Source organism: Oceaniserpentilla sp. 4NH20-0058 (assembly GCF_040371755.1).
Classification (GTDB): domain Bacteria; phylum Pseudomonadota; class Gammaproteobacteria; order Pseudomonadales; family Oceanobacteraceae; genus Bermanella.
Genome location: NZ_BAABWE010000001.1, coordinates 286452 through 311172 on the forward strand (window position 1 = coordinate 286452; position 24721 = coordinate 311172).

At 42.1% G+C, this 24721-nt stretch carries 21 protein-coding genes, 1 tRNA gene and 1 pseudogene; 17 read left to right on the forward strand and 6 right to left on the reverse strand.

Translation table 11 applies throughout. From position 1 onward, the window contains the following. Positions 1–180 precede the first annotated feature (180 nt). The 12 genes from rsxA (at position 181) to ABWV45_RS01355 (ending at position 9780) form a co-directional block, all read left to right on the forward strand. Positions 181–762: an electron transport complex subunit RsxA gene (gene rsxA / locus ABWV45_RS01300; RefSeq protein ID WP_353347890.1), complete on the forward strand. Its 582-nt coding sequence runs from the start codon at positions 181–183 to the stop codon at positions 760–762. Between the two features lie 8 nt (positions 763–770). Further along, positions 771–1346 (forward strand): electron transport complex subunit RsxB, encoded by a 576-nt coding sequence (rsxB, locus tag ABWV45_RS01305; protein WP_353347892.1) that lies wholly within the window; start codon positions 771–773, stop codon positions 1344–1346. Beyond that, positions 1347–3500, forward strand: coding sequence for an electron transport complex subunit RsxC (gene rsxC / locus ABWV45_RS01310; RefSeq protein ID WP_353347894.1), 2154 nt, complete (start codon positions 1347–1349; stop codon positions 3498–3500). Further along, the gene (gene rsxD, locus ABWV45_RS01315; RefSeq protein ID WP_353347896.1) at positions 3497–4552 is read left to right on the forward strand and encodes an electron transport complex subunit RsxD; all 1056 of its coding nucleotides are present in this window, start codon (positions 3497–3499) and stop codon (positions 4550–4552) included. Before rsxC ends, rsxD begins: the two co-directional genes overlap by 4 nt. Positions 4553–4554: 2 nt before the next feature. Continuing rightward, positions 4555–5268 carry an electron transport complex subunit RsxG gene (gene rsxG / locus ABWV45_RS01320; protein ID WP_353347898.1) on the forward strand — a complete coding sequence of 238 codons (714 nt, stop codon included), beginning with the start codon at positions 4555–4557 and terminating at the stop codon, positions 5266–5268. Continuing rightward, positions 5265–5978 (forward strand): electron transport complex subunit E, encoded by a 714-nt coding sequence (locus ABWV45_RS01325; RefSeq protein ID WP_353347900.1) that lies wholly within the window; start codon positions 5265–5267, stop codon positions 5976–5978. Before rsxG ends, ABWV45_RS01325 begins: the two co-directional genes overlap by 4 nt. 2 nt (positions 5979–5980) lie before the next feature. After that, positions 5981–6616, forward strand: a complete 636-nt coding sequence (gene nth / locus ABWV45_RS01330) for an endonuclease III (RefSeq protein WP_353347902.1) — start codon at positions 5981–5983, stop codon at positions 6614–6616. 8 nt (positions 6617–6624) lie between these two features. Then, entirely contained in the window at positions 6625–7014 is a 390-nt protein-coding gene (gene gloA, locus ABWV45_RS01335) for a lactoylglutathione lyase (RefSeq protein ID WP_353347904.1), read from the forward strand. 49 nt (positions 7015–7063) lie between these two features. Next, positions 7064–8086, forward strand: a complete 1023-nt coding sequence (gene folE2, locus ABWV45_RS01340) for a GTP cyclohydrolase FolE2 (RefSeq protein ID WP_353347906.1) — start codon at positions 7064–7066, stop codon at positions 8084–8086. A 95-nt stretch (positions 8087–8181) separates the two neighbouring features. Next, on the forward strand, positions 8182–9027 hold the full coding sequence (locus ABWV45_RS01345) for a 6-carboxytetrahydropterin synthase (RefSeq protein WP_353347908.1): 846 nt from the start codon (positions 8182–8184) through the stop codon (positions 9025–9027). After that, a complete protein-coding gene (gene hisI / locus ABWV45_RS01350) occupies positions 9020–9466 on the forward strand; it encodes a phosphoribosyl-AMP cyclohydrolase (RefSeq protein ID WP_353347910.1) in 447 nt (148 codons plus the stop codon). The genes ABWV45_RS01345 and hisI overlap by 8 nt, the downstream gene beginning before the upstream one ends. A gap of 2 nt (positions 9467–9468) precedes the next feature. Beyond that, positions 9469–9780, forward strand: a complete 312-nt coding sequence (locus ABWV45_RS01355; protein WP_353347912.1) for a hypothetical protein — start codon at positions 9469–9471, stop codon at positions 9778–9780. A gap of 1 nt (position 9781) precedes the next feature. Here ABWV45_RS01355 and ABWV45_RS01360 read toward each other — a convergent pair whose 3' ends face one another. Beyond that, complete coding sequence (locus ABWV45_RS01360; protein ID WP_353347914.1) at positions 9782–10981, reverse strand: permease; 1200 nt, start codon at positions 10979–10981, stop codon at positions 9782–9784. Between the two features lie 359 nt (positions 10982–11340). After that, a pseudogene (gene metH, locus ABWV45_RS01365) lies at positions 11341–15089 on the reverse strand (methionine synthase). 311 nt (positions 15090–15400) lie between these two features. Between metH and ABWV45_RS01370 the strand changes: the two are divergent. Both ABWV45_RS01370 and ABWV45_RS01375 read left to right on the forward strand, forming a co-directional pair. Continuing rightward, a complete protein-coding gene (locus ABWV45_RS01370) occupies positions 15401–16174 on the forward strand; it encodes a hypothetical protein (RefSeq protein WP_353347916.1) in 774 nt (257 codons plus the stop codon). Positions 16175–16195: 21 nt separating this feature from the next. Beyond that, entirely contained in the window at positions 16196–16507 is a 312-nt protein-coding gene (locus tag ABWV45_RS01375; protein WP_353347918.1) for a DUF3301 domain-containing protein, read from the forward strand. 57 nt (positions 16508–16564) lie between these two features. On the opposite strand, the gene ABWV45_RS01380 is transcribed toward ABWV45_RS01375, so the two are convergent. The 3 genes from ABWV45_RS01380 to ABWV45_RS01390 all read right to left on the reverse strand — a co-directional run bounded on the left by ABWV45_RS01380 (position 16565) and on the right by ABWV45_RS01390 (position 19271). Then, on the reverse strand, positions 16565–17476 hold the full coding sequence (locus ABWV45_RS01380; protein ID WP_353347920.1) for a hypothetical protein: 912 nt from the start codon (positions 17474–17476) through the stop codon (positions 16565–16567). Positions 17477–18209: 733 nt separating this feature from the next. Beyond that, a tRNA-Ser gene (locus ABWV45_RS01385) sits at positions 18210–18297 on the reverse strand. Between the two features lie 422 nt (positions 18298–18719). Beyond that, on the reverse strand, positions 18720–19271 hold the full coding sequence (locus ABWV45_RS01390) for a nitroreductase family protein (RefSeq protein ID WP_353347922.1): 552 nt from the start codon (positions 19269–19271) through the stop codon (positions 18720–18722). Between the two features lie 141 nt (positions 19272–19412). Here ABWV45_RS01390 and ABWV45_RS01395 point away from each other — a divergent pair, with 141 nt between their 5' ends. From ABWV45_RS01395 to ABWV45_RS01405, 3 genes are all read left to right on the forward strand, one after another. After that, entirely contained in the window at positions 19413–20795 is a 1383-nt protein-coding gene (locus ABWV45_RS01395; protein WP_353347924.1) for an adenylate/guanylate cyclase domain-containing protein, read from the forward strand. Further along, complete coding sequence (locus tag ABWV45_RS01400; RefSeq protein ID WP_353347926.1) at positions 20795–21409, forward strand: DUF6436 domain-containing protein; 615 nt, start codon at positions 20795–20797, stop codon at positions 21407–21409. The genes ABWV45_RS01395 and ABWV45_RS01400 overlap by 1 nt, the downstream gene beginning before the upstream one ends. A gap of 76 nt (positions 21410–21485) precedes the next feature. Then, complete coding sequence (locus ABWV45_RS01405) at positions 21486–23645, forward strand: HD domain-containing phosphohydrolase (RefSeq protein ID WP_353348576.1); 2160 nt, start codon at positions 21486–21488, stop codon at positions 23643–23645. A 13-nt stretch (positions 23646–23658) separates the two neighbouring features. Here the strand turns inward: ABWV45_RS01405 and ABWV45_RS01410 are convergent, their stop codons facing one another. Further along, on the reverse strand, positions 23659–24702 hold the full coding sequence (locus tag ABWV45_RS01410) for a methyltransferase domain-containing protein (protein ID WP_353347928.1): 1044 nt from the start codon (positions 24700–24702) through the stop codon (positions 23659–23661). Positions 24703–24721 lie beyond the last annotated feature (19 nt).

Below are 24721 nucleotides of genomic sequence, written 5' to 3' on the forward strand. Positions count from 1 at the left end.
TCGATTATACCGATATATACTATTGCTATTACTCGTCAATACAATCACTAGACTGGCTTGTACCGCCCTGTCACATAGCCGATAATACGCCCCCTTTTTCCTGCACTGACAGCCATTTAGACCGATTTACGCTGCTCAAGCTGGAATACATTATATTCACACCCAGTATTCGAGGCCTTTATGGTTGATTACATCCTCATACTTATTTCCACCATACTGGTGAACAACTTCGTACTTGTTCAATTCTTGGGTTTATGCCCATTCATGGGGGTTTCCAATAAACTAGAAACCGCCATCGGCATGTCTGCCGCCACCACTTTTGTTTTAACACTGGCAAGCCTTAGCTCGTACTTAGTATATGAATATTTATTAATTCCATTAGATATTGAATACCTTAAAACCATCTCATTCATCATGGTAATAGCCGTAGTAGTTGGCTTTACCGAAATGGCCATACGCAAAACCAGCCCGCTGTTGTATCGCGTTCTGGGGATTTTCTTACCGTTAATCACTACCAACTGTGCCGTATTAGGTGTTGCCCTTTTGAATATCAAACGTGATAACGGCTTCATGGAGTCCATTCTTTATGGGTTTGGTGCAGCTGTAGGCTTCTCGTTAGTCTTGGTTCTATTTAGTGCCATGCGAGAACGCATCGCAGTAGCCGATGTACCTAAAGCATTCCAAGGCAGCGCCATTGCCATGATTACTGCTGGCTTAATGTCGCTAGCCTTTATGGGCTTTACCGGCCTAGTGTCGATTTAGGGGCTAACATGACTATTATCTTAATTGCCGTTAGCGCACTTGTAATATTATCCCTGATTTTTGGCGCTATTTTGGGTTTTGCCGCTGTACGCTTTAAAGTTGAAGGCAACCCGGTAGTTGAACAAATTGACGCCCTACTGCCTCAAACCCAATGCGGACAATGCAGTTATCCGGGGTGCCGTCCATACGCCGAAGCCATTGCTGGCGGGGAAGAAAAAATCAACAAATGCCCTCCCGGTGGCGAAAGTACCATAGCCGCTATCGCAGACTTATTAGGTGTAGATCCTGAGCCACTAGATGCCGAACACGGTGCAGAAAAAGAATCTGCCATGGTAGCGGTTATTCGTGAAGATGAATGCATAGGTTGCACGAAGTGCATACAAGCCTGCCCAGTGGACGCCATTTTAGGTGCCGCTAAACAAATGCACACCGTCATAGCCGATGAATGTACTGGTTGTGATTTATGTTTAGACCCTTGCCCAGTTGACTGCATCGACATGCTACCTGTGGCCACCGGCTTACAAACTTGGCACTGGGACAAGCCCGCCAACATCATTGCCACAGATAAAGAACAGGCGGCATAAATGAACTTAATTACTCTGCATGAATTTAAAGGTGGCATTCACCCACCTGAAAACAAAACACAAAGCACAGCATCGCCAATTTCTAGTTTAAAGCTGCCAGAAACACTCACTTTACCGATTGCACAACATATCGGTGCACAATCTAAACCTGTGGTCAGCCTAGGAGACATGGTACTTAAAGGCCAAGTCATTGCCGAAGCTCAAGGTTTTGTCAGTGCAAATTTGCATGCACCCACATCTGGAAAAATCACCGCAATTGAGCACAGAGTTATTGCTCACCCTTCTGGAATGAGCGACATATGCATCGAAATTCAACCAGACGGTTTAGAAAACTGGGCAACCATTCAAGGCATTGAAAACTATTTAGAAGCTGAGCCAAAAGCCCTAATTGAAAAAATAGCCGCATCAGGGGTTACAGGATTAGGTGGCGCAGGTTTCCCAACCCACGTTAAAGCATCGGTTGAACCCAGTAAAATTGAAACTCTAATTATAAACGCAGCTGAGTGTGAGCCTTACATCACCGCTGATGACATGCTGATGCGCGAACAAGCTAACAGCATCATCAAGGGTATTGAAATCCTTCAACGCATTGTGCAGCCGAAGCAATGTTTAATCGGCATCGAAGACAATAAGCCAGAAGCCATTGCCGCCCTAGAACATGCTTTGAAGCACTTTAAAGATAATACTTTTAATATTCATGTGGTACCCATACCAACCAAGTACCCAAGTGGCGGTGAAAAGCAGCTAATTGAAATATTAACTGGCAAAGAAGTGCCAGCCGGCGGCCTACCCTCTGACATTGGTATTCTTTGTCAAAACGTAGGTACTTGCTTTGCAATATACAAAGCCATTAGCAAAGGCGAGCCACTAATAAGCCGTGTAACCACAGTAACAGGTAATGCCTGCGGCCAACCTCAAAATTTCGAAGTTCTTTTGGGTACTCCAGTTAGCCACTTACTACGTGAAACCAATACTGACTCAAACCAATTAAATCGCTTAATAATGGGCGGCCCGATGATGGGCTTTACCCTTGAAGATGCACAAACCCCCATTGTGAAATCCACAAACTGCATCATTGCCTCCTCACAACAAGAACTGCCCGATCCAGCCTATGAGCAAGCCTGCATTCGCTGCGGTATGTGCACAGAGGCCTGTCCAGCTCAGTTATTGCCACAGCAACTTTACTGGTTTGCCAAAAGCAGTAATTTAGAGCAAGCCACCGCCCACAACATTAGTGACTGCATTGAATGTGGTGCCTGCGCTTATGTTTGCCCAAGCAGCATTCCCCTTGTTCAGTATTACCGCTTTGCCAAAGGTGAAATCAAACAAGCCAATGCAGACAAACTAAAAAGTGATCGCGCCAAAGAGCGTTTTGAAACACGAATGGCTCGCCAAGAACGTGAAGCAGCAGAAAAAGAAGCCAAGCGCAAAGCCCGAGCGGAAGCCGCTGCAAAAAAACAAGCAGAGAAAAAAGCCGCCGAAGCCGCTGCGCCAGCCTCTTCAGAAGCCAAAGCAGCCCCAGCCGCTGACCTAGAGCTACTGCAAAAGAAATTGGACGCTGCACAAAATGGCGTTAAAAAAACCAAAGAGAAAATCGCTTTAGCCGAAGAAGCCGGCGACACTGACAAAGTTGAGCTATTAAAAGGTGCACTGACTAAATCCCAAGACAAAATGAAAGAAGCCGCAAAGGCCATTGCAAGTGCAAAAAAAGCCGCTAAAGCAGAACCCGCTGCCGCTCAAATAGAAATGACACCGGAGCGAATGGAGAAAAAAGTTGAGATGGCTGAATCTCGACTAAACACTGCACAAAAGCGTTTAGCGGATGCAAAGGAATCAAACAGTGAACAAGTAGATGCATTAACAACTGCCGTTGAAAAACAGCAAGAGCGCGTTAATGAAGCCAAACAAGCATTAACTGAATTCTTAAACACCTTGAGCAATGCTACACAACTACCAGCCAAGCCAGAAGTTAACCTCGATCAACTCAAGCAGAAAGTATTAGCGGCTCAAACACGGGTAGATAAAGCCTTAGAGCGCCTCAATATGGCAAAAGAACAAGGCCTAGAAACAGTAGGCGCATTACAAATGGGCTTAGACAAACAACAAGCCAAACTCGAAGAAGCTAAAAAAGCCCTTCAGGAGGCCAGCGCATGAAACTTTTAAACATTAGCTCGCCACACACAACTCGCGCGTTCAGCACAGCCAATGTCATGCAAACCGTTTTACTGGCGCTCATTCCGGGTATTGTTGCATTAACTGCATTTTTTGGCCCAGGCCATCTTATTCAAATTGTCATTGCAGCTTGCACAGCTTTGGTGTGTGAGGCGTTAATTTTAAAAATACGCAAACGTCCAATTGGCATGTATTTAAAAGATTACAGCGCCCTGCTTACCGCAGTATTACTCGCGTTATCCCTGCCACCTTACACACCTTACTGGGTAACTATTATTGCCACAGGGTTTGCCATTATTGTCGCAAAACACTTATATGGCGGCTTAGGACAAAATCCGTTTAATCCAGCCATGGTAGGATTTGCTTTGGTGCTCGTCAGCTTTCCATTACCTATGACCACATCATGGAGCGCCCCTAGCCCACTTCTTGATAACACCATTGAACTTAGCCAAGCGTTAACTGCGATTTTTTCCTCCCGTGAAACCATAGATGCATTCACCATGGCTACCCCATTGGACGAATATAAACATCAAGTGGCGGTAGCTACAGCTGACGAAATTTTAATGAACCCATTATTCAATGGGCAAGATCAATCAAGCATCTTGCTTGGCTGGCAATGGGTGAGCCTAGGCTTTTTATTAGGCGGAATATTTTTAGTGTGGAAAAAGATATTCACATGGCACATTCCGGTGAGCTTTCTTGTTTCACTCACTTTGTGCAGTAGTATTTTTGGTTGGGATAGTGACAGTTACGTACCACTGACAATTCATCTACTTGGTGGCGCTACCATGTTAGGCGCATTTTTTATCGCTACTGATCCTGTCACCGCCTCTACCACCCATTTAGGTAAGCTGATCTATGGCGCAGGCATTGGTATTTTAATTTACGTAATTCGCACATGGGGCTCCTATCCAGACGCTGTTGCATTTGCAGTGTTACTAATGAACTTTGCTGCACCCTTTATTGACCAGTACACACAACCTCGTACATATGGTCACACAAAAGCCGTACGCGGTTTGGCTAAAAAGGATTAACCATGACTGATCAAGCAAACACCGAAAACCAAGAGCCAACATTGATCCAGTCCATCAGCAAAAATGCTATTGGCTTAGCCATCTTTGCGTTTGTTACTGCTGGGGTTATTGCGATTGTTCAACTCAATACTAAGCAAACCATATTAGATAATATTGCTAAGGCTCAAGCCAAAGCCTTGTATGAAATCACACCTAAAGAGTCGGTTGATAACGACATACTACAAAATTATATTGAGCTTAATTCTGAACAAGCTAAGAAAAATCTACATGTAAACTATTTAGGCCCAATAGCAGATGATGCAAAACTATACCTTGCACAAAAAGAAGGCCAAACCCATACCTTTTTATTTCCAGTTACCGCACCTGACGGCTACACCACCCACATTCAATTATTAGTAGGCATTAAAGTAGATGGCACCATTGCTGGCGTGCGTGTTGTTGATCACAAAGAAACCCCGGGGCTTGGTGACAAAGTTGAATTAAAAAAATCCAAATGGATTTTGTCATTTAATGACACCTCTTTAATTAGTCCAAGCGAAGAAAATTGGGAAGTTAAAAAAGACGGTGGTCAATTTGACTCCTTTACAGGTGCAACGATCACACCAAGAGCTGTGATCCATGCCGTCAAACGCGCACTTGTTATGTTTGAAAAAGACAAAGCTATTCTTTCACAACTACAAGCCAATACGGCATTTAAAAGTGGTGAATCACTATGAGCACAAAAAGCTACGGACAAATTAGCCGTGACGGCTTATGGACCAACAACCCTGCCTTGGTGCAACTTTTAGGTTTATGTCCATTACTGGCGGTAACCGGTACTGTTGTAAACGCATTAGGTCTAGGTCTTGCTACCATGTTAGTTTTAGTTGGCTCTAATGTGGCGGTGTCTTTAGTTAGAAACTACGTACCTAGCGCGGTGCGCTTGCCGGCTTTTGTTATGATTATTGCCTCATACGTAACCTGTACCGAGCTACTCATGCAAGCTTACACCTACGAGCTATACACGGTACTGGGTATCTTCATTCCCCTCATTGTGACCAACTGCGCGATTCTTGGTCGCGCCGATGCATTTGCCGCCAAAAACGGTGTTTTACCTTCCGCCCTAGATGGTTTCATGATGGCATTAGGCTTCGCCATAGTGCTGGTTATTCTTGGGGCCATGCGTGAAATCATCGGCCAAGGTACTTTATTTGCCAATATGGATTTATTATTTGGTGATACAGCCACCACTTGGAAAATCAACATTTTCACCGATTATCCTGATTTCTTGTTTGCCATTTTGCCACCGGGTGCATTCGTGGGCATGGGATTAATCATTGCATTTAAAAACGTGATTGATGACAAATTAAAAGAGATTGATACTCGCAACAAAGAGCCTGTCGTAGCAGGATCAAAACGCGTTAGGGTTACAGGCAAAATCGTTTAGCAATGAACAAAACCAAACGCACAGAAATTTTTACACGCTTACGAAATGAAAACCCTAACCCTGAAACTGAGTTAGAGTACTCTACCCCGTTTGAACTAGTGGTGGCTGTGGCACTTTCTGCACAAGCCACAGACGTAAGCGTAAATAAAGCCACGCGGAAATTATTTCCTATCGCTAACACCCCAGAAACCATTCTGGCACTTGGTGAAGAAGGCCTAAAGGAATACATCAAAACCATTGGTTTATTTAATAGCAAAGCCAAAAACGTCATTAAGATGTGCAAATTATTAATCGACAAACACAATTCTGTTGTCCCTCAAACCCGTGAAGAATTAGAAGAGTTACCCGGTGTAGGCCGAAAGACCGCCAACGTCGTACTCAATACAGCCTTTAGGCAGATCGCCATGGCAGTAGATACTCATATTTTTCGCATGGGCAATCGAACTAAAATTGCACCAGGTAAAGATGTTCTTGAAGTTGAAAAGCGTCTGCTAAAACTAGTACCACAAGAATTTTTAATGGATGCCCACCATTGGATGATTTTACACGGGCGTTATGTGTGCACCGCACGCAAACCTAAGTGCGGTAGCTGCCTGATTGAAGACTTGTGCGAATACAACAAAAAAGAATTGGATTAAAAGCTAATATGCGAATCTTACATACCATGTTGCGCGTGGGCGACCTTGACCGCTCTATCGACTTTTACACCCGTGTATTAGGCATGAAGCTAATCCGCAAACGGGAAAACGAACAATACAGATATACCCTTGCCTTTGTGGGTTTCGGTGAAGAATCCGAAAGCGCCGTTCTAGAACTAACCTATAATTGGGACACAACAGAATACGATTTAGGCTCAGGTTATGGCCATATTGCCATAGGCAGTGACGATATATACAGCACCTGTGACACCATCAAGCAAGCCGGTGGCATAGTGAGCCGAGACCCCGGCCCAGTTAAAGGTGGTACTACCCATATCGCCTTTGTGAAAGACCCAGACGGTTACAGTATTGAACTAATACAGACCAAAAATCCATAGATAGGAACGATTTGTTCCAGTAAATCCCGACCATAATACTCGGGATTCATTGTCTCAACTTGCCCTATCAGCTAATATAGCCGCCTTATTTTTTATTGTGGCCCAAAGAATTGCTCCTATGACAGAAAAGCGCCCAAACGACATGCCAGATGTGGCGGCCAGTCAGGCACCACAGGTAAATGGCACCCTTAACTGGGTGGGTATGAATCGAATTGCATTACCACTGAATATCCAAGATGCAGATATTGGTGTCAATAAAGTAAACGCCTTTGTTCAAACCTACGTAAACATCTGCAACCCAGACGTTAAAGGCATTCACATGTCTCGCCTGTATCTTTTATTATCTGAGTTTTCAGACAACCAGATATTAAGCGCAGCCAATTTACGCGAATTTTTAGCGCACATGCTTGATAGCCATGAAGACATCAGCGATCAAGCCACGTTGAATTTCCAGTTTGACTACGTGATTCAGCGTAAAGCCTTAAAAAGCCAATTTTCCGGCTGGAAAGACTATCCAACTGAAATTCGTGCAACCCTAAAAAATGGTAAAGTTGACTTAGAATTAGGTATTCATGTGCCTTATTCATCAACCTGCCCTTGCTCAGCAGCCCTTGCCCGTCAGTTAATCCAACAGCAGTTCAACAAAGATTTTGGCGAGCGCGATAGTGTTAACCCTGAAGAAGTTGAAGCTTGGCTTCGTAGCGACAAAGGCACCTTTGCCACACCACACAGCCAGCGCAGCATCTCTAAGGTTTGGGTTAAGCTGAGTGAAAATGCCGATGAGTTCCCCATTACTGAAATCATTGGCATCATTGAAGACGCATTACAAACACCCGTTCAAACCGCGGTTAAACGCGAAGATGAACAAGAATTTGCTCGCCTTAATGGCCACAACCTCATGTTTTGTGAAGATGCCGCCAGACGCGTTAAAAACGCCCTAAACAACCATGAAGACAAACTCAATGATTTTTGGCTGCGTATTGAGCACTTAGAAAGCCTTCATGCCCACGATGCCGTAGCTATCGCAACCAAAGGCCTTGTAAACGGTTACGAGCCTCTACTTTCTCGCTAACCGTTATCGGGTAGTTCGCTACCCGATAAAACCTTCCATGCAATACAAACTACAATGATATAAAATCCAGCTACCTATTTAGTCGAGTGCTCTTGGTGAAACTGTTCGTTGAAAACTTAAATAATGTTGACGTCTCTTATTTGGATGCAAAACGCGGATTGGTAGGTGAATCATGGATGGCTGGCATTACGCTTACCGGCACCCTAGATAACCAAAGTATGATCTGTGACTTTGGCGTCGTTAAAAAAACCGCTAAGAATTGGCTAGATGAATTTATTGATCACCGTTTGGTTGTACCCGCTAACATGGCTGATTTACATATCTCGAAACACGCTTCACTTACTACAGTTAAATTCCCTCACCCTTGCGGTGGCGAATTCATATGCAGCGCACCAGATGAAGCATTTTGTTTTATAGATTGCGAAACCATTGACTCCGATAGTGTTTCAAAATGGCTAAATCAACGATTAAACTCCGTTATTCCCGGTGACATTGACGATTTAAGCGTTACCCTTACCACTGAAACCATTGATGGTGCGTTTTATCATTACAGTCACGGCTTAAAAAAGCATAATGGCAATTGTCAGCGTATTGCCCACGGCCACCGTTCTAAAATCGAAATCTACATCGACAACTCAAGAAACACCCAACTGGAGCATGACTGGGCTGTACAGTGGAATGATATTTACATCGGTACGATAGAAGACTTACACAATCAGCCTGAAATCCAAGGTGTGATACATAACCATTACCGATACACCGCACCACAGGGTGAATTCAGCTTAACTTTGCCTCAAAGTGCCTGTTATGACATTGAAACCGACAGTACCGTTGAGCAAATTGCCAATCACATTGCTGGCGTAATTTCAAAAAGTCACAACAACGTATTAGTTAAAGCATTTGAAGGTATCGGCAAGGGAGCCATCGCCAGTTATGAGTAACACTTATAAATCACTTGAAAAAGAATCCAAAGGCAGTGAACTTCCTTTAAACGATGCCCTAGATAACCTCAAATACAATGAAGCCGGCTTAATACCTGCCATCGCTCAGCAACATGAAACCGGTGAAGTATTAATGATGGCTTGGATGAATCGAGCATCCATTGAAGAAACCCTTAACACAGGCCAAGTTTGTTATTGGTCTCGCTCGCGCAATAATTATTGGCGTAAAGGGGAAAGCTCAGGTAATCAGCAATCCTTAATTTCCATGAGTACAGACTGTGATGGTGACACTTTATTATTGAAGGTAGATCAAAAAGGCGCAGCCTGTCATACTGGTCGCAGAGACTGCTTCTATAATGAAATCAACAAAAGTGGTCTGATAATCACCTCTGACCCGATACAAGACCCTAAAGAGCTGTATAAAAGCAGCAAGGCGTAATTGTGAACACACAACCTACAAAGGCGGATAAACGCGCAGAGCTAAACGCAGAAATGGAACGCTTTCTTGCCAAAGGTGGCAAGGTTGATAGTGTTCCACAAGGTATTAGCGGTCGCGAGAATCCAGAAAAAGCGTTAACACCAGCTCTGTTTGCAGAGAAAGCCAGTGCGCGTACTGACGCTAGAAATGCTCTTAAGAGCCTAGATGCGAGAAAAGCCAGCAAAACTTCTCAAAAGAGCCATAAACGCCCAACTAAAAAACCCGTCTATGACGACTTTGGCGAGCTTTTAAGATGGGTTTGGGTTGATGAATAAACTAGCTGTATATATTCATTAGCCAGCCCACCAGCAACACCTGTGGCACTGTCACCAAGGGTAAAAACAAAGCAATTTTCCAACTGCCTGTAGTGTCTTTCAACGACATTATCTCAGTATAATCCGTTGCCGCTCCTGCCATTAAAAACACAAAACCATTACCCGGTGCTTTAGCCTGATTCACTAAATCTGCCGCAATGGGCGATGAACCCTCAGAACAAACTTCAATAATAGTGGTTGCAAGCAATGTCAGTAATAAACCACCTATTGAAGCCCCAAACCATACGCCAAATTGAGCAGGATCGATAAAAGCGCGAATCAACGACAACATAACCACACCAAACAACACCCATCGCACCACCATTTTGGATTCTTTCAAACCCTGCCAAAACATAGAAAACACACTATTTGGCGAGAAATGCTTAACCGATAATTGAGACTTAACCGAGGGCCAAACTTTAATACTCTCGTCGTATTCAGCTTGCACAGGGTTAGCAGGCAACACCCCTACTCGTACAAAGCGGTCAAACAACAGACCGCTTATCCAAGCAATCACCATTGAACACGCTATAAACAAAAGCGTAAGCGGCAACCCGATCAGGGCAATTAAAATTAATGTGAGAGTAAATGAATTCCAAGGACTGGCAATCAAAAACGCCATAACCTGTCCTAAACTTGCGCCTTTACGGTACAGTCCCATGGCCACCATTAAAATACCGTGATTACATAGGTCCAACATAAGGCCTGCCATAGTGGCCCTGAATACGCCTTTTTTACTGCCCGGACGGCCTAAAACAGCCATTACCATAGAATTAGGTATTCGACCCAGTACACCTACCGCAAGCCCCCCTAATGCAATACCCCACCACATGGTGTTCATCATCTCGAAACTGGTGTGCGCCATGGTGGCGGCCTTTTCACCCAATAACTGATGAATATCATGGCCAAACACTAAAAAGCCGATATAAAACGTGGCAACAAAAACCAATGATCCCCACATTATCCAATCAAAGGATTGTTTAGGTGCGCAGCAACTTGCTTCTTCTGACTCAGATGTTTTTTCTGTCGCACAACAGCCTGTTTGCGCAGCTACTTGTGCTGACTCACTTGAGCAACTGCTAGAAACAGCCGATTTAGAATTATCAGAGTCACAACAACTTGACTGCTTATTTTGTTTTTTATCATCACAATGTTCGGACATATGCTCTCCTAGTTCGTCAAGGTTATGCCTATTTCCTAAAAAAACAACATACACGCATCAATTAACCTTCTTAATTTGTCCATTGTAGACACAGACATCAACTTAAAGGTGCCTGTCAACCTAACCACAACCCGCGAATCTACAATACTCCAAAGTGGCACTTTACCAAGCTGCTTATATTGATAACAGCACGCTTTTCATTAGGAATGTAGTCGCAAGAGGTAAAAACAGTAACGGCGCAGAAGTAAAAGTAGTTGTGAAATTCTAAGAAGTTCGATGTTAGATGCTGAAACAAAAAAGGTTGACCATTTTTGGTCAACCTTTTTACGTTTTACAGTTTAATAAACTTAATAAGTGAATTATTCATCATAGCCAAGAGTTGGTCGCAACCAGCGTTCGGCGGTTTTCAGATCCCAATCTTTTTTACTCGCGTATTCTTCAACTTGGTCTTTATCAATTTTACCTAGTGCAAAGTAACGCGCATCAGGATGAGCATAATACCAACCACTTACAGAGGAAGCTGGGTACATTGCATAGCTATCCGTTAACTCACAACCAATTTCTTTTGTTGCATCCAACAAGCCAAACAATGTGGTTTTTTCACTGTGCTCAGGACATGCAGGGTAACCCGGTGCAGGACGAATACCTTGATACTTCTCAGAAATAATCTCTTGATTCGTCAGCGACTCGTTTGGCGCGTACCCCCAATAATTCTTACGTACTTCCGCATGTAGCAATTCAGCAAATGCTTCTGCAAAACGGTCTGCTAAGGCTTTCACCATGATGGCGTTATAGTCATCAAGTTTGTCTTCATAGGTTTTAGCCAATTCATCCGCCCCATGACACGTCACAACAAAGGCACCCATGTAATCATTTACGCCACTGCCTTTAGGTGCAACAAAGTCCGCTAATGACCGATAAGGGCGCTCTGCAGGGCGTGCGGTTTGCTGACGCAGATGATGCAATGTTGCTTTCACTTCACTGCGAGTTTCGTCTGTGTAAATCTCGGTGTCATCACCATCTACCGCACCCGCTGGATGCAAGCCAAACACAGCATGACACTGTAATGATTTATCGGCAATGATATGATCAAGCATAGCATTGGCGTCTTTAAACAACTTAGTGGCTTCTTCACCCACTACTTTGTCTTCTAAAATACCAGGGTATTTCCCATGCAATTCCCAAGTGATAAAAAACGGCGTCCAATCAAAGTATTCTTTGATTTTTTCTAACGGGTAATCACGGATGGTTTGATTACCAAGCTGCTTAGGTACTACCGGCTGGTAAACTTTCCAATCAAGTCCACTGGTATTCTGACGAATCACATCTAAAGCAGAGAACGCTTTTTGCCCACGCTTTTTGGCGTTTTTATCACGGGCCGCTTGATATTCGTCGCGTAATTCTTGAACAAAGGTATTTTCTGTTTTACTTAACAATGCACTGGCAACCGGCACCGACTTAGACGCATCTAATACGTGTGCGGTAACACCATCGTATTCTGGCTCGATCTTAACCGCTGTGTGAATTTTAGAAGTGGTCGCACCGCCAATTAATAATGGCTGCGTCATACCACGCTGCTGCATCATTTGTGCAATGGTCACCATTTCATCTAATGATGGTGTGATCAAACCAGACAGGCCAATAATATCGGCATTGTGTTTTTCAGCAGCGGCCAGAATATCCTCCGGCGGCACCATAACGCCTAAATCAATCACTTCGTAGTTATTACAACTCAGCACCACCCCTACAATGTTTTTACCAATGTCGTGTACATCCCCTTTCACCGTAGCCATGATAATTACGCCGTTATTTTGGCTAACATTGCCAGAGCGTTTTTTCTCTTCTTCTATATACGGTAGTAAATAGGCAACGGCTTTCTTCATAACCCGCGCACTTTTCACAACTTGTGGTAAAAACATTTTACCTGCGCCAAACAAATCCCCTACCACATTCATGCCCACCATCAGCGGGCCTTCAATCACTTCAATGGGTTTGTTAGCCGCTTGGCGGGCTTCTTCGGCGTCTTCTTCAATAAATTCTGTAATGCCTTTAACAAGTGCGTGGGTAATACGTTCTTGTAATGTGCCTTCACGCCATTTTAATTTATCGCTTTCTTTTTGCTCGACGCTTTGGCCTTTTAGGCTTTCTGCAAAATCGACTAAACGTTCAGCGGCATCTTCACGACGATTTAATACCACATCTTCAACACGTTCTAATAAGTCTTTAGGGATGTCATCGTATATGGTAAGCATGCCAGCATTCACGATCCCCATATCCATACCATCTTTGATGGCGTGATATAAAAACACTGAGTGCATGGCTTCACGTACAATATCGTTTCCACGGAACGAGAACGACATGTTTGAGACACCACCAGAAACTTTCGCACCCGGCAGGTTCTCTTTTATCCATTTGGTAGCAGCAAAAAAGTCCACACAGTAATTATCATGCTCAGGAATACCCGTTGCCACTGGAAAGATATTTGGATCAAACACAATGTCTTGTGGGGCAAAATTGCACTTATCAACTAATACATCGTATGATTTTTTACAAATTTCAATTCGACGCTCATATGTGTCTGCTTGGCCTTTTTCATCAAACGCCATGACCACAACTGCCGCACCGTACATATTGATGCGTTTAGCCTGTTCGATGAATTTCTCTTCCCCTTCTTTCAACGAGATAGAGTTAACAATGGCCTTACCCTGTACGCATTTTAAGCCTTCTTCGATGATCTCCCATTTTGAGGAATCAATCATAAACGGCACTCGGGCAATATCAGGCTCCGCCGCTAACAAATTAAGATAACGTTTCATGGCAGCCACGCCATCTAACATGGCATCATCCATATTCACATCAATAATTTGCGCGCCGTCTTCCACTTGAACTCGAGCAATATCAATGGCTTCTTCGTAGTTTTCTTCTTGAATTAATCGTGCAAACTTACGTGAGCCAGTGACGTTAGAACGCTCACCAACATTCACAAAACCTGTGGTTTTATTAACCACTAACGGCTCTAATCCACTTAACACCATATCTGGAACATTATCGTGAGAGTAACGCATTATTTATCTCCCTTTGGTGTTAACGCACTAAAATTTTCTGGAATTGGACGCGGTGCATATTCATCAGCCAACTGTTTAAGTGCAGCAATGTGCGCAGGGGTCGTACCACAACAACCTCCAATAATATTCACATGCCCTTCACTTAAAAATGGTCGAACCTGCTCAGCCATTTGCTCTGGGGATTCATCGTATTCGCCAAACTCATTCGGCAAACCCGCATTAGGGTGAGCTGAAATCAAACACGTGGCATTTTTATCTAAAAGCTTTATGTGTGGCAGCATGTCTTTTGCCCCTAACGCACAGTTCAAGCCGATACTGGTCAAACCTCCGTGCATTAAAGAAATCCAGAATGCTTCAGCTGTCTGTCCTGAAAGTGTACGGCCACTGGCATCTGTGATGGTGCCTGAAATCATAACAGGGGTATCTAGGTTACGATCTTCTTTCATCTGCATAACTGCAAATAAGGCCGCTTTTGCATTTAGGGTATCAAATACGGTTTCAATCATGAGGATGTCAGTGCCGCCATCAATTAACGCATCAGCTGCCTGTCGGTATGCCGTCACAAGTTCATCAAACGTTACTAAACGCTTGCCGGGATCATTCACATCCGGTGAAATACTTGCTGTACGATTGGTAGGCCCAAGACAACCCACTACATAGCGCGGTTGATCTGGCGTTTTAGCTGTCCAGCGATCCGCACTGCGGCGAGCACACTGTGCGGACTGGAAATTGATTTCATAGACGGCGTCTTCAAGGCTGTAATCCGCCTGAGCAATGGTAGTGCCGCTAAAAGCATTGGTAGAGGCAAAATCAGCACCGATTTCGAAGTAGCTATCGTGAATTTCTTCGATGATGTCTGGGCGCGTGATTGATAATAAGTCGTTGTTGCCTTTAAGTGGGCTAGGATGCCCCTCAAAATGGCCTTTGCGAAAGTCATCTTCGTCTAATTTATAACCTTGAATCGACGTACCCATAGCCCCGTCTAGGACCATGATGCGTTTTTCTAATATGGAATTGAGTTCTTGAACCACTGAACCAGCCATTAGAGCACCTAATAATTCGTAAATGGCGCGGATTATAACGAAATACGTAGCCAGCAGAAAGCGATGAAGCCTCACCATTAAGATGAGCCAGATTCATCTTAAACACGTCATTACAATTAATCAGTTCATTTATTCACACTTACTTTAGCCGTATGAAGGTTAAAATAATCGCAAGACAAACTTGTTATTGCTTAAAACAGACTTCAATATTATTGGGTGGTAATATTAATCACAAATTACTTATCCGTAACCTGCTGAAGTGTCCGATTTGCATACACATATAAGGACAGCGAAATCACAAGGAGCTAACCATGGCCGACACACCCAAAAATACCATTTCGCACCCGCTTGGAAAGTTTGCTATTGGACTTATCGCTGGATTTGTTGCCATTGTTATACCGAGGCTATCGTCGGATTTAAGCACCTTAGACAATATTACCCCAACATACTACACCAGCATTTTCTTCATATCAGTTGCAGGCTTCGCCATACTTATTGGTTTAGTAATAACCATTTTGGAGTACAAAGTACCCAGGACCCCTAAAGACACATTATTTTCGGCACTTGCCATTCCAGCTTTGATCGCAGGCTCATTAAACACAGCCATAGAAACACAAAACTCTAACGAAATACTGATTCAATCAGAAAGGATTTCACAAGAAGCACGAAAGACCAACCTGATAGAAACTGAAAATGTACAATCAATTGAAATTATTCAATTTAATCAAAGCACTGAAGTCACACCAAAAAACAATTTTGATATTCGCTTTAGCCTTTTCGCTCAAGTTTATGCAAATGACCCTACTAATAAACAACTAGATAAAAAACAAAATTCATTATTTATTCAGCGACAAAACGCCAATTACGCAGTTAGCCTATATCAATTTAAAAATAAAAATGAGGCCATTGAAAAAGCCAAATCTCTACAACAACAAAACATACCTGTTACACTTATTAAAACCAGCTCTGGTTCTTTTGATGTCATCTCTGATTCAAAACTCATGACAGAAACGGATGCAACTTTAAATGCACTCACACTCAAAAACTTACTCAATATCACACCTAAATTACTCAAACTTAAATAAATACAATCATTAGAGAAAATTATGCTATTAGAAGATATATTCATTGTTGTAATACTAGGATCAATAGCATGGGTATGGTGGCTAGATAGAGGTTTAAAGCAAGCAGCTTTCAATAAATGCAAAGCATACTGCCAGCAAGCTGAGGTACAGCTGCTTGATGATAATATTCAAATAACTTCCATTAAAATTAAAAGAAAGCCAAATGGAAACTTAGGTATATATCGAAAATTCAATTTTGAATTTACTTACACCTCTGAAAAAAGATACACAGGTTCTCTTGAAATGCTTGGTTCTAATATTCAGAAAATAGAATTAGAACCCTATCAGATATAAACAAAAAAGCCGCTAGATAGCGGCTTTAAGATACAAATCAGTAAAGATTCATAATGATTAAGGCTGAGTATTTACCGCACCTGAATCGCGTTCTACTTCGCTGATTTCACTAGCACTAGTAGTAACCGTTGAAGAAGTAGATGGACCCCAGAACGCACCACGGAAACGAGTCGCTTCTGCAGAATCATTGCTCAACTGTGCTTTTACTGCCATGCGGAACATAGAACCGATATCACCACCACGACCAGAAGTAATAGTGAAGTGATCTTCATTAGCCGTTTCAGCTTCAGTTAAGATGCTTGATGCAGCTTCAACGTTACGAGTGTTACTCGTAAAGTATTCGCTACCAGCTGGTGCTAAAGTATCATCTTCACTCCAAAGGGCAATAACTTCAACGTCACTAGCTAGATCATCGTAAATAGTGGTTGTGAAACGAGTATCGGCTTGAATCGCGATAACACAATCAGCATCTAAACGGTTAGCTGCATTGAAAGAACCGCCGCCACCTTGAGAGTGACCAGAGGTACATACTTTGTGGTTAGACAATACTTTACTAGCATAACGACTACGAGCATCGTTAACTGCATCTTCTATTTCTTCACCAGTACCAGAGTTATCAGTGTTAGCAGCTGCAACCAATACACACTGAGAAGCTAGTGAACGTAATAATGTTGAGTAAGTGTTTTCAGTACCGCCAGTACCATTACCCCAACCTAAAATGTGGAATTTGGCGCTGCTGTTAGTAGGGTCTGTTGGCACATAAAAAGTTGAGTCAGATCTTTCAACACGCTGTACAGAGCAGCGACCATCATCTTCTGCTTCAGAAAAAAGATCGTCGAAAGAATCAGTAGAACCACCGCCACCGCCACCGCCACCGCCAGTGGATGCAAAAGAAGCTGAAGATAAAATTAAGCCAAGGCTTAAAGTGGATAGAATGCTTGTCTTTTTAATGAAATCTGTCGTTTTCATATCAATAAGGCCTTTATTATTATTTGTGCAAGGTAGCCCTTGCTAGTTTTCGAGCATTTGCTCACTAAAACTATTTAGCCAAATCATTGTATTTACGACCTGTCACTCAGGACCACAAACAGATAGAATAACTTCGAATATAAGTCAGTTTCAGCCGCAAGTATCAGAGCAATTTAGCCTCCAAATAGAATATGACGCAATATGTCACCGCACTCTATTTATTAAAGAATATATTCAATTTTCCTTTAAATTATGGATTTAAGATTCATAAAACACTAAGGATAAATTCGGACTCTTATGCGAGCAAAAAAACACAAAATTTGATATTTAAAACTCAAACTACTTAAACTCACCCATTAATTTAAGTTAATGAAGTAAGAAAAATTAGATTGTGTTTTGACCCTAAGCTCTCTACGAATTAATCACTTTAAAGGCTTATCGAGTTACCACTAAATATCTAACTTACTTAAAAACAAAAAAAATCCTGAGATGATTGTCATCTAGGGCTTTAAGTTGAGCGCACTCAACTTTAAATTCTGGGGTAAAACGGGCTCTGCTCATATTGTCACCATAATTATCTGGGTGCATTTTAGCACCTCTTATTAGGTGTCCAAATTTAGTGTGCCACTACAGGTCGAACCACGAGGGTTCTCACCCTCTCTCACCGAACTTTCATTATCCCGAAAAGCAAAAAAGCCTGAATAATTTCTCATTCAGGCTTTCTCTAAATTAGTGGCGGTGAGGGAGGGATTCGAACCCTCGATACGTTACCGTATACACACTTTCCAGGCGTGCTCCTTCGGCCACTCGGACACCTCACCACAATTTCCAGCTTCGATATTTATACTTGTTTGCTTGAATCAACAAGTCGCCCGCAATGCGTGCTCGTTACTGTCACTTCGTGACATTCTCTTTGGCTTCGCGTCGAGTCGGCTAAAACTCGGACACCTCACCACAATTTCCAGCATCAATATTTATACTTGTTTGCTTGAATCAACAAGTTGCCCGCAATGCGTGCTCGTTACTCTCACTTCGTGACATTCTCTTTGGCTTCGCGTCGAGTCGGCTAAAACTCGGACACCTCACCACAGTTTCCAGCATCAATATTTATACTTGTTAGCTTGGGTTCAACAAGTCACCCTATATACAGGCTGTTTCTTCAGACAACTTACTAGCGGTTGTTCAAGGCGGCGTATTATACAAAGCACCCTTATAAGTGCAAGTAATTCGTTGATTTTAAAGGTTAATCCCAGTGTTTTACGTATTCTTTAAGGTTCAGCACACTTAAGCTAGGTTGCTTATCTGGTGTACCAATATATAAAAAGCCAACTATCTCTCCGTTTTGGCTAATATTAAAATGTTTTTTTACAATTTGATGATGCGCCATATCACCTGTTCGCCAAATTGAGCCATAACCTAGCGAGCTAATCGCAATTTGCATATTTTGTATACCTGCACCTACTGCCAATAGCTGCTCTACTTTAGGAACTTTAAGGTTATCGACTGGTTCGCACACAGCTACGATAATCATAGGAGCTCGCTTTGGCATATTTCTACATTTTTCAATCTTTACTTGGGATACCATATTTTCTTGTTGTGTTTGCACAAATACTTCACCTAGATTATCCAAGGAAGCTCCTGTAACAACATGGTAACGCCATGGCTTCAAGCGGGCATGATCGGGGGCCCTCATGGCACAAGCCAGTATTTCCTCTAACTCAAGCTTGTTAGGTGCCGGCGCTTGTAATTTGGGGCAAGATACCCGTGTTTTTATCAAGTCAATAATATTATTCAAGAGCAAACCTTATTTTCGTTCAAATCTGGGCATAAATTGAGTTATGTCTAATATAGAGCCTTGCACCTTAGGCTGACTAGGTATTAAATAAACGGTTAGCTGCAATTGGGCAGCATTTAAGAAGAATTATCAATTAGATCAATGACCAACACCAGCCAAGTTTCTAAAGCACCCTCTGTTTACGAATTTATCTCTCGTACTATCGGCATTATAGCGGCGGCTATTACCATCGTTCTAGGGGACGACTTACACCTTTGGTCTGGAAGTATTGAGATTCTGCTAGGCATTTGCGCGTCTTACCCTATTATCACCCTCGTTATAAGCCTTAACTTCCCTGCTAAATTCCATCACCTAAGACGGCCTGCATTAATATTCTGCGATGCTCTATTAGTCGGGTATTTTATAAGCTATGTTCAATTCGCCCTCATACCTAGCGTTATTTTCTTGGTCATGGTGAACACTTCTGTGATGTCATTAGGAAGCATTAAAGCTTGGCTTGCCTGTATGAGCGCATTACTCATGGGTGTTCTGCTAGGCATATCCCTGGATGAATTTAACCCTAGCTTCGAAACCCCGTTCATCATCAATATCACCGCCATCATATCTATGGCGGCTCATTTTGCAGTTACCTCATTTTATACTGGCCGACAAAACAGGTTGCTATCTCAACTCCATGAAAAACTTCAAAATGAACAAGCTAAACATCAAAATTTGTCACTAAAAGTTGCCAAGTACATATCACCACAAATCTGGGAGTCCATTTTCTCCGGCAACAGAGAAGTTAAATTAGAAACTCAGCGTAAAAAACTGGTTGTTTTCTTCTCTGACATTAAGGGGTTCACCGCCCTATCAGAACAATTAGAATCGGAAGACCTGACTGCAATTTTAAATAATTACCTAACCGAAATGACCAATATCGCGCTTAAATACGGTGGCACAATCGATAAGTACATAGGTGATAGCATCATGGTATTTTTTGGGGACCCAAAAACACAAGGTGCTAAAAAAGACACACTAGCTTGCGTTTCAATGGCGATTGAAATGCGTAAACACATGAAGGTATTAAGGCAACAGTGGCGCCAACAAGGTGTGAAAACCCCTTTAGAGATCCGAATGGGGATTAATACCGGCTATTGTACCGTCGGAAATTTTGGCACTGAATCAAGAATGGATTACACCATAATTGGTCGTGAAGTGAATATGGCCAGCCGTTTAGAAAGCGCAGCGGATGCAGGCGAAATCTTATTATCTCAGGAATCCTATGCACTGATTCAGGACAAAATAATTTGCCGGGAAAAAGGCAGTATTTCAGCCAAAGGCTTTAGTCGCCCTGTACCTGTATATGAGGCCGTAGACTTTAGACACAATCTTGCAGCCAAATCTTCTTTTATTGAACATGAACTACCCGGTTTCTCCATGTATATGGATACCAATCGTATCAACAACTACGATCGCGAAAAAATAGCTAAAGCTCTAGAAGCAGCAGCCATAAAAATGAAAGACCAAGTAAAAATGCAAGGCTAATGAGTATTGAAAACAAACCACGTAGATCCATTATCATCAGTATATTTATTGGGTTAGGGATTTGGTTAATTGCACTATTCGTAACGTTAAGCTGGTTTCAAAACCAGTATATTAAAAGCTTTACAGATCATAACCCTAACTTTTTAAACGTTTCATTTACTGATTTGTGGTTTGAAACGCTACTTACACATTTGCCTGCAAAAAAAAGTAAAGCTCGCATAATACAACTGTGGAAACCTGATTGTTTATGCAATCGCTTCGCTAGACCCCATTCCTTAGCCGCTGTTGAACTCACTAAAGCATTAGGTTATGAGCACATCACTATTATTCCAGCAGAATATGAGTCAAGGATCAGTTCATTTCAAGCATTGAACCCCGATACTCAAATGATGGTAATAGACTCTTCATTATTGGATACTTGGCCTAGTGCTCCTTCTGTACTCATTGAAGGCTCATTTAATCAACTGGTCTATATCGGCCCACTTGGTTTTGGCACCTTTTGCAATCAAGCTACAACTAGCGCCATTGAGACTCAATTAACCGGCATCGCTAATAATCAAGTGAGGCCTTTTTACAATTTAGTGGGCAAAGGCTGCTTTTGTAACTGGGAATGATTAAATAGCCATGATTTTTGCATTCAACCTTTAATTATCAGCTAACCTTACTCTAGGTACTTAACAATTGACTGACATGTTACAATCCAACTATCAAAGCCTAGTGAGAATTGGCCGCAGCTTAATGAGTGAGCGAAACATCACTAAGCTATGCGAATTGATACTAGATGAAGCTCAAGATCTTACTTGTGCTGATGGCGGCACCTTGTATCTGGTTGATGAAAAACATCTCAATTTTGCCATCGTACATAACAACTCGCTAAATATCCGGCTTGCTAGTGAACCCTCAGATAGCGTATTCCCACCTATTCCATTATTTGAAAGCGACGGCAATATCAATCAACACCATGTAGCCGCCTTCACATGTCATGCTAAGACCCTCATCAACATTGAAGATGCCTACGACTCTCAATTTGATTTTTCTGGTGCGAAACAGTTTGATGAAATTAACCAATATCGAACACAATCCATTTTAGCCATCCCCTTATTGAATGAATCAAATCAAATACTTGGATTAATACAACTAATAAACGCTAAAGAGCCTGGCACAGACACCACCTGTCCTTTCCCTCAAGAGATTGAACCATTAATTTTATCACTTGCAACTTTTGCAGCCAGCGCCATTGAGAATCGCACCATTAGTGATGGTCAAAAAGCTCTATTAGTGGAGCTGGCAGCGACCAACGACACTCAAGAAATTATAGAAAGAATACTAGACGAAGCCATAAGTCTGACTCACAGCGAAGGCGGCACACTGTATTTAACCCAAAGTGATGATAGCGGTGATGTATCTAAACTGAAATTTGAAATCATAAAAAATGATGTGCTCGATATACAAATGGGTGGTAAAGAAGGGGTTCCTATTCCCTTTCCAGCACTGGAGTTATTTGAAAAGGACGGCCAACCAAACAATCATAATGTAGCGGTATACAGTGCAAATCAAAAAAAAATCATCAACATAGATGATGTGTATGAGTCACAAGACTTTGATTTCTCTGGTGCTCAGGCATTTGATAAACAAACCAACTATCGAACTAAAAGCATTTTGACATTTCCCTTATTAAATCATCAAGATGAAATCATTGGCGTGCTACAACTTATTAATGCACGACACCCAGACAATCGAGACCACATACCATTTGCTAATCGTTATATCCCGCTACTCAGGGGTTTAGCCTTGTACGCAGCAATTGCACTAAACAATCAAATATTGGTGCAAGATTTAAAAAACCTACTTGATGCCTTTATCAAAACCATCGCCAAAGCAATTGATGCAAAAAGCCCACACACCAGCGGCCACTGCCAAAGAGTCCCGCTATTAATGGAGCTGATTGCACAAGCCGCATGTGAAGATGAATCTCAGTTTCAAGATTTTCAATTAAGTGATGAAGAATGGTACGAATTAAGAGTCAGCGCTTGGATGCATGATTGCGGAAAACTAGCCACTCCAGATAGCGTATTAGATAAATCGACGAAACTGCATAAAATGCGAGACGGTATAGAGTTGATTGAAGCTCGATTCTCAGCTTTAAAACAGAAAACAGAATCCGACTTTCTAAAATCAGTAATTAAAAATCCAAATAATAGGTCAGTTTTTGAGACTGAATATCAAAATACGATAGAGAGTCTAAATAAAGCACTTGAGTTCATTCGTACCAGCAATAAAGGTGGCGAATTCATGAGCGAGGAATCAAAAACTAAAATAAATGACATTGCTAAATTAACATGGCCAGACAACAATGGAAATTTACAACCCATGCTTAATGAAGATGAAATTTATAATTTATGCATTGAGCGTGGCACCCTTACCGCAGAAGAGCGCCAAATCATAAACAACCACATGACGGTAACCATCGACATGTTAGAGGGCCTTCCCTTTCCAAAACAACTAAAACGTGTACCTGAATACGCAGGCGGACATCACGAAAAAATGAACGGTACAGGCTTCCCTAGGGGTTTAACAAGGGATCAAATGTCTATTCCGGCACGTATGATGGCTATTGCAGATATTTTTGAAGCCTTGACAGCAAAGGACAGACCATACAAAGACCCAATGAAAATCAGTTTATCCCTCAACATAATGAAACGCATGGTTGAAGATGAACATATCGACCCTGATTTATTTGAGTTATTTGTAAAATCGCGAGTGTGGAAAACCTATGCAGAACGTGTATTAAGCTCAGAACAAATAGATGTAGAAGACGTTACACCTTACTTATTGAATAACGCCTCTTAAATTCGTCAACAGTTTAACAACAAGCCCCCTCTGTGCCGATCCTATCATTCACAAACGGTATCGGCGTACCGCAATCAGGGTATATACCGTAATGTGTACTCCAATCTCCATAAAAATCGAAGTGCTCCTTGAAACGTGTATCAAATAGCATCTTATAAGTATTACCACAGACACTAAACATCTTGCCTGTTTCAATTTTATGGTGACTATCAAGCATTAAAAAATTAGGGAAGTGCTCAATAGAACCCTTATAGCGAACAGCCTGACCGTAATCCTCACAAGCGCTCTCTAAACCATCAATTTTAAATAAACGATAAGTGGCGCTATAAAAATTCATATGCCCAATTTTTTGTTCCAGTTTAGAATTTTCAATCGTTAAAACACGATCTTTCACTAACCTTGGATCAGTAAACCCAGCTTGCTTACTAAACTCTAAAAAATCTCTCCAGTAAAGAGCCCCACTTAAGCATTCACCATAGAGCACTTCGTCATCCACTAAATTCTGAGGAATTCGTCGATCACAATAAACGTCTGAGAAATACATTTCACCGCCTTGTTTTAAAAGTCGATGTGCTTGCTTTAATACGTTCTGTTTGTCTTGAACTAGATTAATAACACAATTAGAAACGATCAAATCAAAGTAACCATCCGCAAATGGCAACTTATTAAGTTGATCTATATCCCCTTGAATAAACTCCACATTAGATGTTTGATAACCAAAAATATCTGCATGATAATCTTGATATTCACGGGCAACGGCTAACTGTTCGTCTGTCATATCCAACCCGACAACATGACCAAACTCCCCAACCATAGCAGACAATGCATATACATCACGGCCCGCACCACAGCCTAAATCTAAAACCTTTAAACCTTGCATTTGCTCAGGCACGACCAAGCCACAACCGTAATAACGCATCAAGACTTCATCATGAACCTTTGACAAAATAGGCTTCAAAAATTCAGGCATGGCTTCGTCAGTACAGCAAGCGTTGGTCTGTAAGTCTTCAGAGCTTTGTAACACTTTCCCGTAATAATCTTTAACTGACTTAAGCATATAAACCTCTATTTGTAGT

Bases quoted from the DNA above. Each gene is read 5' to 3' on its own strand.
- rsxA (WP_353347890.1), top strand. From the start codon at position 181: ATGGTTGATTACATCCTCATACTTATTTCCACCATACTGGTGAACAAC.
- rsxB (WP_353347892.1), top strand. From the start codon at position 771: ATGACTATTATCTTAATTGCCGTTAGCGCACTTGTAATATTATCCCTG.
- rsxC (WP_353347894.1), top strand. From the start codon at position 1,347: ATGAACTTAATTACTCTGCATGAATTTAAAGGTGGCATTCACCCACCT.
- rsxD (WP_353347896.1), top strand. From the start codon at position 3,497: ATGAAACTTTTAAACATTAGCTCGCCACACACAACTCGCGCGTTCAGC.
- rsxG (WP_353347898.1), top strand. From the start codon at position 4,555: ATGACTGATCAAGCAAACACCGAAAACCAAGAGCCAACATTGATCCAG.
- ABWV45_RS01325 (WP_353347900.1), top strand. From the start codon at position 5,265: ATGAGCACAAAAAGCTACGGACAAATTAGCCGTGACGGCTTATGGACC.
- nth (WP_353347902.1), top strand. From the start codon at position 5,981: ATGAACAAAACCAAACGCACAGAAATTTTTACACGCTTACGAAATGAA.
- gloA (WP_353347904.1), top strand. From the start codon at position 6,625: ATGCGAATCTTACATACCATGTTGCGCGTGGGCGACCTTGACCGCTCT.
- hisI (WP_353347910.1), top strand. From the start codon at position 9,020: ATGAGTAACACTTATAAATCACTTGAAAAAGAATCCAAAGGCAGTGAA.
- ABWV45_RS01360 (WP_353347914.1), bottom strand. From the start codon at position 10,981: ATGTCCGAACATTGTGATGATAAAAAACAAAATAAGCAGTCAAGTTGT.
- ABWV45_RS01370 (WP_353347916.1), top strand. From the start codon at position 15,401: ATGGCCGACACACCCAAAAATACCATTTCGCACCCGCTTGGAAAGTTT.
- ABWV45_RS01375 (WP_353347918.1), top strand. From the start codon at position 16,196: ATGCTATTAGAAGATATATTCATTGTTGTAATACTAGGATCAATAGCA.
- ABWV45_RS01380 (WP_353347920.1), bottom strand. From the start codon at position 17,476: ATGAAAACGACAGATTTCATTAAAAAGACAAGCATTCTATCCACTTTA.
- ABWV45_RS01395 (WP_353347924.1), top strand. From the start codon at position 19,413: ATGACCAACACCAGCCAAGTTTCTAAAGCACCCTCTGTTTACGAATTT.
- ABWV45_RS01400 (WP_353347926.1), top strand. From the start codon at position 20,795: ATGAGTATTGAAAACAAACCACGTAGATCCATTATCATCAGTATATTT.
- ABWV45_RS01405 (WP_353348576.1), top strand. From the start codon at position 21,486: ATGTTACAATCCAACTATCAAAGCCTAGTGAGAATTGGCCGCAGCTTA.
- ABWV45_RS01410 (WP_353347928.1), bottom strand. From the start codon at position 24,702: ATGCTTAAGTCAGTTAAAGATTATTACGGGAAAGTGTTACAAAGCTCT.